The organism is Chryseobacterium sp. SIMBA_029, assembly GCF_046535275.1.
Taxonomy (GTDB): domain Bacteria; phylum Bacteroidota; class Bacteroidia; order Flavobacteriales; family Weeksellaceae; genus Chryseobacterium.
This window is the reverse complement of sequence record NZ_JAWRXA010000012.1, coordinates 16,259-30,182: the sequence shown is the minus strand read 5'-3', so window position 1 is coordinate 30,182 and position 13,924 is coordinate 16,259. Positions and strand designations below refer to the sequence as shown.

Sequence of the window (13,924 nt, the reverse complement as noted above, 5' to 3'; positions counted from 1 at the left end):
ATGAAATACCTTAAATTCATTTTATTAATATGCGTTCTCGGAACACTCTTTTCTTGTGGTGGGGATGATGATATCTGTGAAAGCGGAGAGGGAACTCCCAGAATGAAGGTGGCTTTCAAATCTCTTCAGACGGGGAAGACGGTTACATTAGATTCATTATATGTAGCCGTAGATTATGGGTCCGGAAAAGTGCAATTGGGGAAACTCGAGAAGATTGGTTCAAGACTTATTCCATTGCGCGTAGATGATTCACCCTACACGGATGTTTACTTTAGATTATCAGATAAAGGAGCAGAATCCAAAGTCAGAGTCAATTATACAACTAAGTCAACGTATGTGTCTCCGGGATGTGGGATTAAAAAATATTACGAGAATTTAACTTCAGCATTAACAATTCCTAATCCTGTTCAAAATCTGGAAGAAGGACAAAATCAAATAGAGAATGAAGACAAGACTAATCTTTACCTTCTTTTTTAGTCTATTGGGAATATTGAGCTTTGCTCAGGAAACTAAAGAACCTAAAAAAGAAAAATGGAAATACAAACCCAATTTTATGGTTGGTCTTGATGCACTCAATGCTGGAGCTTCCTTTTTTTCAGACAGAAAACTATACGAAGGATTTATCTCCTCAAAGCTCAATGATAATGTTCATGCTGTCATAGAAGCTGGTTTTGAGAAGAATATCTATCAGAAGAACAGCTACGATGCAAAAGTGAGCGGGCCTTTCCTGAAATTAGGCGCATTTTATATGCTTGCCAAGGATGCTGAAAATGAGTTTAATGGATTTTATGTAGGGGGAAAAGCAGCAACATCATTCTATACTCAGGAATATATGGCAGTTCCTGTCCGTGGATATGGAGGCAGTAATTTTTCCTTAGCCTTTCCTTCATCTTCACAATCGTCTTATTGGATAGAAGGAATGATAGGAGGCAGGGTACAGCTGTTTGATTCAAATTTTTATATTGATGTCAATCTGCAGCCTAAATACTTGATAGCAACATCTAAGCAGGATGATATACAGCCGATGATTGTTCCGGGATTTGGGAAAAGCTCATCGAAATTTAATATGGGTTTTGCATGGAATATTGCCTATAAGTTTTAAAAATAGATGTTATTGTTAAAAAATATAGATATAATATAAAACTCCAGTTTATTCTGGAGTTTCTGTTTTTGTATAATTACCTTTGTTTTAGTAGAGTTATCGAAAAAAAATATAGATAATTTTAATGATTTAATTTTAAAAAAAGTTATATTTGGAGAAATTATTAATTAAATTAGTTTATGAAAAGAATACTTACTACTTTAATGTTTACTCTGGTAGGAGGGGCAGTGTTCGGTCAGTGGACACCAACTTCCTTTAAAAAAGAGGATAAGAAAAGAGGTACAGAATTTAGCGTAAATGGATCAAGTGTAAGAGATAACGGATACTATAAATTAGACCTAGACTTACTAAGATCTCAGTTGAAGAATGCACAAGAAATGGGAGCGGGTGCAAAACCGGTAATTATTTCTTTACCTACCCTTAGTGGAAAAATAGAGAAATTCTCGGTATATAGCTTTCCTGTGGTGGTAAAAGAACTGGCTGATCAATATCAGCTTGGTTCTTACGTAGGAGTAGGAGTAGATGATCCTACTAAATATTTAAGGTTTTCTTTAGCTCCAAATGATTTTCAATCGATGATTATTGGAAACGAGAATTATGAATTTATTGAACCTCAAATTGGTGATAAAACCATTTATGTGGTACACCCTAAAACAAACAAAACGAAAGGCAATACTTTCTTATGTGGTACGCATGAAACCGCAGCACAGAAAAAACAGATTGCCGGATTGCTGAAAAACGGGAGTTCTTTTACTAATCAACCAGGCGATTTCTCCAAATCTTCTGATAAGAAATACAGAACCATGAGATTGGCAATGTCTGTAACTGGAGAATATACAGCCTATTTTGGGGGTACTGTTTCTGGTGCATTAACAGCTATTAATGCCACTCTTACTAGAGTAAACGGAGTGTTTGAAAAAGATTTTGCCTTGCATTTGAATCTTCAAAACTATCAGGGAGTTATCTATACTGACGCGTCTTTAGATCCTTACTCTGCTGCATCTGCTGGAGCAGCCGGAGCCTGGAATCTTGAGTTAATGAATGCTTTACATAACAATGTTGGAGACGCTAATTTTGATATAGGACACTTATTTGGTGCTTCCGGTGGTGGTGGTAATGCGGGATGTATTGGTTGTGTTTGTAGCAATGATATGACTCTTGACGAAAATGGTTCTCCGGAAGCATATAAAGGTTCAGGATATACTTCACCCGCAGATGCTATACCGCAAGGAGATAATTTTGATATCGATTATGTAGCTCATGAAATGGGGCATCAATTAGGAGGTAACCATACATACTCTCATGTTCTTGAGGGGTCAGGAGTGAATATGGAGCCGGGTTCAGGATCTACTATTATGGGATATGCGGGAATTACAGGTGCTACTACTGATGTACAGCCTCACTCAGATGCATATTTTCATGTGGCAAGTATAGGGCAGGTATTAGAAAATCTAAAGACTACAACCTGTGACGTAGAAACTTCCGTAACAAACGATCCTCCAGTAATTGCTGCTTTACCTACCTATAATATTCCTAAAGGAACAGCATTCGTTTTGACAGCTTCTGCTACTGATGCACAAGGAGATCCAATGACATATTCTTGGGAAGAAATAGATGATGCGAGTACGGCTATTAATAAAAATAACTTAGGGACAACCTCTACTGGTGCATCATTCCGATCTGCTATACCATCTACTAATCCTACGAGATATTTTCCTAAACTTTCTTCTGTATTAAATGGAGTATTGAATAATAGCGGAAATACTTGGGAGTCAGTATCTATGGTTCCGAGAACAACTAACTATGCTGTGACGGTAAGAGATAACAATGCTAATGCGCTTCAACAGCAAACACAGTTTGCGACGCAAACTATTGTTGTGGGAGATAATGGTCCCTTTAAAGTAACCACTACAGTAGCAGAGGCAAACGGCGCTCCAACACCTATTTCATGGGCAGTTGCCAATACTACAGCATCTCCTTACAATGTAGCAAACGTTAAGATAGATTATACTACAGATAATGGTGCTACATGGACAGTGCTATCTGCTTCTACACTAAATGATGGTTCTGAAAGCTTTACATTCCCAACTTCGTTGAATGGAAGTACTGTTAAAGTGAGAGTTTCTTCTATAGGAAACGTATTCTATGCTATCGGAAGTGTTGCACTTACTACATTATCACCTTGTAGCAATACTGCACCTTCTGGTCTTACAGTAATTACTTCGTTAGGGGGAGCCTCAATTTATTGGACTCCTTATTCAGGAACTAGCACTACGTATATTGTACGTTATAAGAAAACTACTGATACTACTTGGACGCAAGTTGCTACATCAGGATCTGCAATTAATGTTACTGGTTTGACAGCTGGAACGTATGAAGCACAGGTAGCTGCAGTATGTTCTGGTACTACAGGTACGTATTCTGTATCTGTAAACTTTACAGTAACTACTTTTTCTACAGTTACCTATTGTGATTCTTCTACAGTATATACTACATACGAATATATCTCGAACGTATCGTTGGCGAATGTAAATAATCCTTCTGGAGCTTCTACGTATACAAACTATACTGCAAACCCTGCATTACAAATTAATTTGGTAAAAGGAGCAGCTCCTTATACTTTAACAGTAAGTGTAGGAAGTGGAGATTCGTATGATGCTGCTTCTGTATGGATAGACTGGAATAGGAACGGAACATTTGAAGATTCTGAAAAAGTATTGAATGCTGCGGTGTCTGCTGCCATTCCAACTCAATATACTTCGTCCGTTACTGTACCTTCCACAGCTGTAGAAAATCAGCCGTTGAGAATGAGAGTAGTGTATATTTATGCAGACTCTGACAATGATGGAGCATCTCTTCCTTCTACTTTTGCTTGTGGTACCAATTTCTACTATGGAGAAACTGAAGACTACAACGTAATGGTAACATCAACATTAGGAACAAGTGATGTAGCCGGTCCTAACAATGGTATCCAGTTATATCCGAACCCTGTATCTGATATCTTGAACGTAACTAAAGTTTCTGATAAGGCTACTTATAAAATCTATAGTGTTGCCGGTCAGTTATTAGACAGTGGAAATATCAACGGTGGAAAAATTAATGTTTCATCTTTAATTAAAGGTGGATACATGATTACCATTGATGAAAAAGGAAGAGATCAGTTCAGATCTAAATTCATTAAGAAATAAATAATCTTAAAAATACAATCAGATTAATAAATTATTAAATCTGATAGAAAAATCCTCTGCTTTATAGTGGAGGATTTTTTGTTTTTATCATATTGTAAACTATTTGTATTTACTTTTATATATGTAGCTTATTGTGTTTGTTATTTGTTTTATAGTAATAATAGTGTTTTTTTGTGTTTATTATAATTTGTATTAAATTAATGTTTAAATTTTTATACTTTTGTTCATTGTGAATTTAAAAAAAAGAATTTTTATGAAAAAATTACTTACTACCTTACTTTGCAGTTTGATAGGTGTATCCGCTAGTGCTCAGTGGACGCCTGCGAGCTCCAAAGTGGATAGCAAAAAAAGAACAGTAGATGTGAAGGGCACTACTGTTGCATCATATTTCAAATTAGATCTAAATCTGCTGAGATCTCAATTGAAAGGTGCGCAAGAAATGGGACAGAACTCTACACCAGTTGTTGTTTCAATTCCAACATTGGATGGAAAAATTCAAAAATTCAATGTTTATAGCTTTCCTGTTGTTGTGAAAGAACTTGCGAATCAATATCAGCTTGGTTCTTATGTAGGAACAGCAGTTAATGATCCTACACAGAGCATTAGGTTTTCTGTAGCACCAAATGATTTCCAGTCTATGTTATTTAACAATGGAAATTATGAATTTGTAGAGCCTGTTGATAAATCAACTGGATTATATTCTGTACATCCCAAAACTGCAAAAACCGGAGATAAGGCTTTTGTATGTAGTACAGAAGAAGATCCTGCAGAAGTGAAAGATCTTCAGAATTTATATGATAATGCAAAAACATTCGCGCATAATCCGAATGTATTTAATAAAAACTCGGATAAAAAATACCGTACCATGAGATTGGTGGTTTCAACTACCGGAGAGTATACTCAAAAATTTGGTGGAACGGTTGCTGGAGCATTAGCACAAATTAATGCTACCTTGACAAGAGTAAATTTTGTTTTTGAAAAAGATTTTGCTTTACACTTAAATTTACAGAATTATACAAACGTAATTTTTCTAACTGGAGCGTCAGATCCATACTCAGTGCCTTCAGTAGGTACGGCTCAGGGTAATGCAAATAATGCTAATGGTTGGAATGTTCAGCTTCAGCAAACTTTAAGTCAGCTCGTTGGAAATAATAACTATGATATTGGTCATTTGTTTGGTGATTCAGGTGGTGGCGGAAATGCGGGATGTATTGGTTGTGTTTGTATTAATCCAACAGGAACTCCAGCTACGTCTCTTTCCAAGCAAAAAGGTTCAGGATACACCTCACCTGCTGACGGTAATCCACAAGGTGATAGTTTTGATATCGACTATGTGGCTCACGAAATGGGGCATCAGCTAGGAGGTAATCATACCTATTCTCATATTATAGAAGGTTCTGGAGTAAATATTGAACCGGGTTCCGGATCTACGATTATGGGATATGCTGGTATTACAGGGGCTACTACAGATGTTCAGGCACATTCTGATCCTTACTTTCATAAAGCGAGTATTGGGCAGATTCAAACAAATTTGATTGCGAAAACATGTGATGTTGAAACAGCAGTTACCAATAACCCGCCTGTTATTGCAGCACTATCAAGTTATACAATTCCTAAAAAGACAGCATTTGTACTTACAGCAAATGCTACAGACCCGGAAAATGATCCAATGACTTATACATGGGAAGAGATGGATAGTGGAATGACTTCAGCTCAGACTATTGATAATTCAAACCTAGGGCAAACAACTTTTGGAGCATCCTTTAGATCTGTTGCACCATCAACAAGCCCAACAAGATATTTTCCTAAATTTTCGTCAGTACTTGCCGGCGTTTTAGATAACTCTTTAAATACATGGGAATCAACTTCTCAAGTGGCGAGAAATTCAAATTTCGCAGTTACTGTGAGAGATAATAATGCTAACATTGCACAGCAGCAAACGAATTTTGCACAACAAAGTATTACAGTAGGAAATGACGGACCATTCCAGATTACGCAAGGGTTCTTGTTTACAAATGCGGCTTCTAATTTAACGTGGGATGTTGCTAATACATCATCAGCTCCTTATAATGTAGCAAATGTTATGGTTGATTATTCAACTGATAATGGTGTGACTTGGACTGTACTTTCTGCAACAACCCCTAACGATGGATCAGAACCTTATACAATGCCTGCATCTCTAAACGGACAGACTATTGTTATGAGAATTTCTTCTGTTGGAAATGTTTTTTATGCAGTGAAAAAAGTAGTAGTAACTACTCAGGTTTCTTGTGGAACTGCCCCTACAGGTGTTAATGTTAATAACATTACAATATCAGGAGGTGTAATGAGCTGGGCACCAGTGGTGGGAGCTACTTCTTACAGTGTACAATATAAGAAGACAACTGATACTAGCTGGTCTCAGGCTACTGCCACAAGCAATACCTATACATTAGCTGGTTTGTCCGACTGTATATCTTACCAGGTACAGGTTGCTGCAATTTGTTCCGGAACTACTGGTGCGTATTCTGCACCATTAACATTCTCAACGGTATGCGTAACATATTGTACTGCTGCAAGTGGTAGTGGGCAGTATAATTACATTTCTAATGTAACATTAGGAACAGTAAACAATACTACAGTTGGAACACCGTATTCGAACTTTACAACGAATGCAGCATTGCAGCCTAATTTGTTACCAAATAGTACAAATACAATCAGTGTTTCCCTTACGACAACTGTTTCCGGGGCTTCAGTGAATGGAATGGCAGCATGGATAGATTTCAATAAAAATGGAGTATTTGAGGATACCGAAAGAGTTCTGGATATGCCTATAACAGCTTTACCTGTTGGAGCTACCCCTACTACAACAACATTTACAGTTCCATCAACAGCAGTAACAAATTCTCCATTAAGAATGAGAGTTGTTACTGTGTTAATGGATCCTGCTTATGTGGGTCTTAGTATCCCAGATTCTTTTGCATGTGGTACTTTCTATAATGGAGAAGTTGAAGATTATAGTGTTGTTGTTGGAACACCTTCTCTGGGAACAAGTGATGTAGCCGGACCTAACAACGGTATCCAGTTATATCCAAACCCTGTATCTGAGATCTTGAACGTAACTAAAGTTTCTGATAAGGCTACTTATAAAATTTATAGTGTTGCCGGTCAGTTATTAGACAGTGGAAATATCAACGGTGGAAAAATTAATGTTTCAGCTTTAATTAAAGGTGGATACATGATTACCATTGATGAAAAAGGAAGAGATCAGTTCAGATCTAAATTCATTAAGAAATAATCTTATTTTTTTTAATAATATTAAATCCTCAGGTTTTCCTGGGGATTTTTTTTATTCTGAACCATAAAAAGGATTTTTATGAAATTTTTATAAAAAAAATACTTGTACCTATAATATTAGTAATGAAAAATGATTAGATTTGTATGATTAATATAATAATGAGAACATTATGAAGAAACTCTTTACTTCTTTAATACTCTTTCTGTGTTTAGTTCATATAGGCTTTGTTTCCAAAGTCTATGGTCAAGCAGGGCAGATTGGGACGGGAACTACCTCCATGGTTGAGCTTCCTATATATTCATATTATGGATATAATTATTCTCAGCAGATCTATACTGCTGCTGAAGTTTCGGCTGCGGTCGGAACGGCAACTTATATTACAGCGATAAAATTTTACGTTGATTCAGCTGTATTGCCACAAACCAATTATAGTGATTGGGTAGTGTATATGGGAAATACGACCCAAGCCAATTTTGCTACTACAACCAGTTGGGTGCCTTCAACTTCATTAACACAAGTTTTTGCAGGAACATTACCTCCTATAACAAGTGGAAACTGGGTTACCCTGCAGTTATCAACTCCATTCCTGTGGAACGGAACTGATAATATTGTTGTTGGCGTTGACGAAAATACACCCAGTTATTCAGGTTATCCGGGAACAGGTTGGGGGAACTATAATGCAGGAACCAACAGAGGTATTCTTTATTATAATGATACCACAGATCCTAGCCCTACAGCCCCGCCGGCTGCAACAACAAGATATAGTACCATCCCAAGATTACAGTTGGTAAGTGTAAGTTTACAGCCTTGTACAACTGCGCCACCTGCCGGGATTGCAGTAGGAAGTATAACACCAACTTCAGCTAACGTTTCATGGACTCCATCTACCGGAGCAACTTATGTAGTGAGATATAAACCTGTATCTGGAAGTGTTTGGACTAGTATTTCTGTAACCACTCCATTAACAGGAAGTCAGGTTATTTCAGGTTTAACAGAGCAAACTCAATATGAAGTTCAGGTAGCTACCATTTGTGGTGGTACTCAGGGCGCATTTTCAGCGAGTTCAACTTTTACAACTCCAGCGATCAGCTACTGTTCAGCTGGTTCTACAAGTACGACAATAGATGGTTATATCGGTCAGGTTGCTGTTAACGCAACAGGAGCACCTTCTATGGTAAGCAATTCTGGATTCAGTAATTATACTGATTATAGTACAGATGCAACGAGACAAGTTACTTTAGTAAGAGGAAGTGCAAATAATACAGTTACGGTTACGAAAAATTGGCCGGGTACACAATACAGTTTCACAACAGGAGTTTGGATCGATTTTAACAGAAATGGTATTTTCGAAGCAACTGAGCGTGTGTTAACTTCTCCAAGTAATACAACATCTCCAGTTTCTGTTACCTTTGCGGTACCTTCTGGTGCAGCTGTTTACGGAGGAAACCTTACGACTCGTATGAGAGTAGGTTTAGCGGAAAGCTCTTCAGTATCAGCTTGTGGAACATTTACATGGGGTGAGGTAGAAGACTATGCAGTAAAACTTATTGATCTGCAAGCTTGTAGTGCTACTCCTCCTACTAACATTGGTGTCAATAACTTAACACCTACTTCGGCTAACGTTACATGGACGGCAGCTACAGGAGCAACTTATGTAGTAAGATACAGACAAGCCCCTGCAGGTGCGTGGACCACTCTTCCTGCTACAGCTGTATTAGCAAGTAACCAGCTGATTTCAGGTTTATTGGAGCAAACTCAATATGAAGTTCAGGTAGCTACAATTTGTGGTGGAACGCAAGGGGCATTCTCAACAGGAGTACTCTTTACAACACCGGCGATTAGCTACTGTACATCAGCATCAACCAGCAGTACTATTGATGGATTTATCAGTAATGTAACGGTGACGCCTACCAACTCAACAGTAATGGTTAGTAATTCAGATTTTAGCAACTATACAGATTACAGTACAGATGCTGCAAGATTAATTACATTGATAAGAGGATCTGCAGGTAATTCAATTTCTATTGCTAAAAGCTGGCCGGGAACTCAGTATTCTTTTGGAACTGGTGTTTGGATCGATTTTAACAGAAATGGGGTATTTGAAGCCAGTGAACAGGTTTTAACTTCGGCAAGTAATACAACAAGTCCAGTGACTGCTACATTTGCTGTACCTTCTGGTGCTGCCGTTTATGGAGGTATACTTAATACCCGTATGCGTGTAGCATTAAGAGAATCTGCTACTGCTGCAGCATGTGGAACTTTCACATGGGGTGAAGTAGAAGATTATGCTGTAAAATTAATAGATCAGCCAGCGTGTACTACAGCTCCGCCTGCGAGTCTTACGCTTACGAATCTTACCTCTACAACAGTGAATGTATCTTGGATCGGAGCAACAAATGCTACGTATACTATAAGATGGAGAGTTTCTCCTGCAGGAGCTTGGCAAACGCAAACTTTAGCTGCCGGTGTAAGTACGTATACAATTACAGGTCTTACAGAGCAGACTACCTATGATGTACAGGTTGCTACAAAATGTGGAACCAGTGCATTAGGAGGATATACTCCTTCATCAACATTTACGACACCACCATTATCATACTGTCCAATGACAGGAACAGGAACTAACGACTACATTTCTAATGTAACTGTTACTTCTTCAAACCTTGGTGTTCCGCCAATGAATAACACTTCTGTACAAACTAACTATACCAGTTATACAACACCAGCGACTCTTATTACTTTGGATATTGGTTCTCAAAACAATAAGATCTCTGTAGCAAAAGGATGGACAGGAGCAACAAGTAATGACGCTGTTACAGCGTGGATTGATTTCAACAGAAACGGAGTGTTCGAAACAACAGAACAAATTCTTGTTTCACCAGCAAATACAACCACTCCGGTTAACGCTACATTTGCCGTACCAGCAGGTGCTTATTCAGGAGCATTAACTACTACCATGAGAGTTGTACTTAAGCGTACAAGTGCTCCGGTTTTATGTCAGAATGCGATCAACGGAGAAGTAGAAGATTATGCTGTAAGATTGAGACCATGTAGCAATATTACCCCTAACCAGCCTACGATTGTACCTACGCACAACTCTGCTACGATCAGCTGGACAGGAGTAACGAATAACGTAAGTTATATTGTAAGATATAGAGTTCAGGGACCTCCTGCAGGTGCATGGACACAGGTATATGCTTCAACGCTTTTAGGAAATATTCCTCTTAACGTAACAGGCTTAACTCCTGCCACTATTTATGACGTTCAGATTGCTGCGATTTGTGGTGATGTTATAGGTACATTTACTCCTATCAAATCATTTACAACGAGATGTGATCCAACGCCTCCAAACGTTACAATAAGTAATATTACAACGAACTCTGCATTGATTACATGGGCACCGCTTGCTGCAAGCTCAAATTACATTATGAGATGGAGAAAAGTAGGAGATACGGGATGGCCAAATCCTTTAATCAACTTACCTGCAGCTCCGGCAAATACTTATACATTAGGAAGTTTAGACCCATATACTAAATATGAAGTTCAGATCGCTAACCAATGTGTTGGAGAAACGACTCCGAACCCATATTCAAACCCTAGAGTATTTACTACAGAAAGAACGTGTGAGCTTCCTCCTCCAGGATTAACGATCACTAATATTTCACCTACAACTGCAGAAATTGTTTGGGATCCTTTCCCAGGTGCAACGTATATATTGAGATATAGAAAAGTAGGAATTCCTAGTTGGACAAACATATCAACAGTAACTAATACGTATACACTGACAGGACTTACTGAACTTACGAAATATGAAATGCAGGTTGTGAATATCTGTAACGGTACCCCTGGTACATATACTCCTCCTTACTTCTTTACTACGCCTACAGTAATTTACTGTCAGATGTCTTCAGGAAGTTCTGCAGCAGAGTATATTTCAAAAGTAACAGTGAAGCCAAATGGTAAGCCTGTTATGGAAAATGTTTCGGGAGCTTCAAACTATACAAATTATACTGCAACTACTGCCGCATTCATCGAGTTGATCCAAGGATCTACAGGCAATGAAATTACTATCGAGAAAAAATGGGTAGGAAATAGCCAGGATGAAGGTATTGCGGTATGGATTGACTTCAACAGAAACGGATATTTCGATATCAATGAAAGAGTATTCACTTCACCTCCAAATACTACAAGCCCTGTAACAGGAACATTTAATGTACCGGCAGACGCATTTGTAAGCATGACTGATTACAAATATGTAGTAATGAGAGTAGCGATGCAGAAAGGAAGTATTCCTGTAAACTGTACAAGCTTTGACAATGGAGAGGTTGAAGATTATACTGTGAGAATTTCTAAACAAGCTGTTCCTAATGCAACGAATCAAACTGATATTCTGATCTATCCTAATCCTGTAAGTACAGTATTATATGTGAAGAACATCAGCAAAAGAGCGAGTTATAAAATTTACAACTCAGCTGGACAGATTATTGCAAGCGGTATTCTATTGAACAACCAGATCAATGTAAGTAAACTGATCAACGGAATTTATGTAATAGATATCGACGACAACGGGAAAACCGTTCAGAAGAAATTTATCAAAGAATAATATTTAAATTTCAAATAGAATAAGCCCTCAGTAATGAGGGCTTATTTTTTTATAATAAAGATTTCTTACAGCATGGAAGAAATCTTTTCAATTAGAGTAATATTTTTATGTTAATAACAAAGAAAAGCAAGGCAGAATAATTTTAAAATATATCCTCCCTTCAACAAAATAAGCTCTCATTTTTGAGAGCTTATTTTTATTATTGATCAAACAATTAGAAGGGTATTCTAACGTTTTTCTATTTTATTCAATACTGAAAATTATTCGTTCAGTTTGTTCCTTTAAATCCTCCAGATTGGTGTTGTTATAGATCACGCAGTCTGCCAGTTTTATTTTATCTTTTTCAGGCATCTGTTTTTCCATAACGGCTTCCACTTCCCGATAGGTTTTGTGGTCTCTGTCCATCACCCTTTTTATTCTGATATTATCTTCTGCTGTTACCAGAAGAGATTTATAACATTGACGGTTCAGTTTTAGTTCAAACAATAATGCGGTCTCTTTAAAAACCAAATATTTAGTTTGTTTCTGTACCCATTCTTCAAAATCTATTCTTACGGCCGGGTGAATGATTTCATTCAATTGATGAAGCAGATCTTTATCATTGAAGACTTTTTCTGCTACCCATTTCCGGTTATACATTCCATTTTCATCATAAGATTCTTCTCCTAAAAGTTCTTTTATTTTAACCTTTAGATCTTCATTGTCATTCACAATGGTTTTCGCCCGGTCATCCGAATAATAAACCGGAAATCCGAACTCTTCAATATAATGGGCAACGGTTGTCTTTCCTGAACCAATTCCACCGGTTAATCCAATAATCTTGGATGCTGGTTCCGGTTCAGCTTTCTTTGTTTCTGAGTGTAATTCTTCCATACTTAAAAATTAATATCCAAAAACATCATTAAAGCTATACGTTTCGTTCAGTCTAACCCCTTTTTCAGTCATTTTGAGACTGGCCAGTTCGTTGTGTGCATCATGCTCAAAAAATAAGAGATATTCGTTGTCAACACACTGTTTCAGGAATTTCCCTTTCTCTTCCATAGTCAAAAGAGGGCGGGTGTCGTATCCCATTACATACACCTGGTTGACGTGCCCTGCAGTAGGAATAAGATCTGCGGCAAAAACAATTGTTTTTTCCTGGTATTGAATAACCGGAAGCATTTGTTTTTCGGTATGTCCGTCAACAAAAATTACGTCCATTTTCAGGTCTGGAGCGAAACCGTAATTTCCTGTCTTAGGAAGCGGTAAAAATTGTAACTGTCCGCTCTCCTGTATCGGGATGATATTTTCTTTCAGGAAGCTTGCTTTTTCTCTGGGATTAGGCTCTGTAGCCCATTGCCAGTGATTTTCATTAGTCCAGAATTGAGCATTTTTAAAAGCAGGTCTGTAGCCTGTTTTATCATCATTCCATTCAATGGCACCACCACAGTGGTCAAAATGAAGATGCGTTAAAAATACATCGGTAATATCTTCTTTTACAAAACCATATTTTTTTAAATTTTTGTCCAGATTATCATCTCCCCAAAGAGAGTAATGGCCAAAGAATTTTTCATCCTGTTTGTTTCCAAGACCGCAATCTACAAGGATTAGCTTCTTGCCGTCCTCAATAAGCAGAGAACGGGTTCCAAGGTCAATTAGATTTTTTTCGTCTGCTGGGTTAGTTTTCTCCCACAGACTCTTCGGGACGACTCCGAACATTGCGCCGCCGTCCAGCTTAAATTTTCCACATTGTATTGGATATAGTTTCATAGGTA

General features: G+C 37.7%; 7 protein-coding genes. 5 read left to right on the top strand and 2 right to left on the bottom strand.

Annotated features, from left to right (window positions below; genetic code table 11):
- The 5 genes from SB679_RS19710 to SB679_RS19690 all read left to right on the top strand — a co-directional run bounded on the left by SB679_RS19710 (position 1) and on the right by SB679_RS19690 (position 12,170).
- On the top strand, positions 1-477 hold the full coding sequence (locus tag SB679_RS19710) for a DUF6452 family protein (RefSeq protein WP_410704037.1): 477 nt from the start codon (positions 1-3) through the stop codon (positions 475-477).
- Positions 443-1,102, top strand: coding sequence for a DUF6048 family protein (locus SB679_RS19705; RefSeq protein ID WP_410704036.1), 660 nt, complete (start codon positions 443-445; stop codon positions 1,100-1,102). The genes SB679_RS19710 and SB679_RS19705 overlap by 35 nt, the downstream gene beginning before the upstream one ends.
- A 179-nt stretch (positions 1,103-1,281) precedes the next feature.
- Positions 1,282-4,290 (top strand): reprolysin-like metallopeptidase, encoded by a 3,009-nt coding sequence (locus SB679_RS19700; protein WP_410704035.1) that lies wholly within the window; start codon positions 1,282-1,284, stop codon positions 4,288-4,290.
- A 253-nt stretch (positions 4,291-4,543) separates the two neighbouring features.
- On the top strand, positions 4,544-7,567 hold the full coding sequence (locus SB679_RS19695; RefSeq protein ID WP_410704034.1) for a reprolysin-like metallopeptidase: 3,024 nt from the start codon (positions 4,544-4,546) through the stop codon (positions 7,565-7,567).
- Between the two features lie 169 nt (positions 7,568-7,736).
- Positions 7,737-12,170 carry a GEVED domain-containing protein gene (locus tag SB679_RS19690; protein ID WP_410704033.1) on the top strand — a complete coding sequence of 1,478 codons (4,434 nt, stop codon included), beginning with the start codon at positions 7,737-7,739 and terminating at the stop codon, positions 12,168-12,170.
- Positions 12,171-12,413: 243 nt separating this feature from the next.
- On the opposite strand, the gene coaE is transcribed toward SB679_RS19690, so the two are convergent.
- Positions 12,414-13,043: a dephospho-CoA kinase gene (gene coaE / locus SB679_RS19685; RefSeq protein WP_410704032.1), complete on the bottom strand. Its 630-nt coding sequence runs from the start codon at positions 13,041-13,043 to the stop codon at positions 12,414-12,416.
- A 9-nt stretch (positions 13,044-13,052) separates the two neighbouring features.
- Positions 13,053-13,919 (bottom strand): MBL fold metallo-hydrolase, encoded by an 867-nt coding sequence (locus tag SB679_RS19680; protein ID WP_410704031.1) that lies wholly within the window; start codon positions 13,917-13,919, stop codon positions 13,053-13,055.
- Between the last annotated feature and the right edge of the window lie 5 nt (positions 13,920-13,924).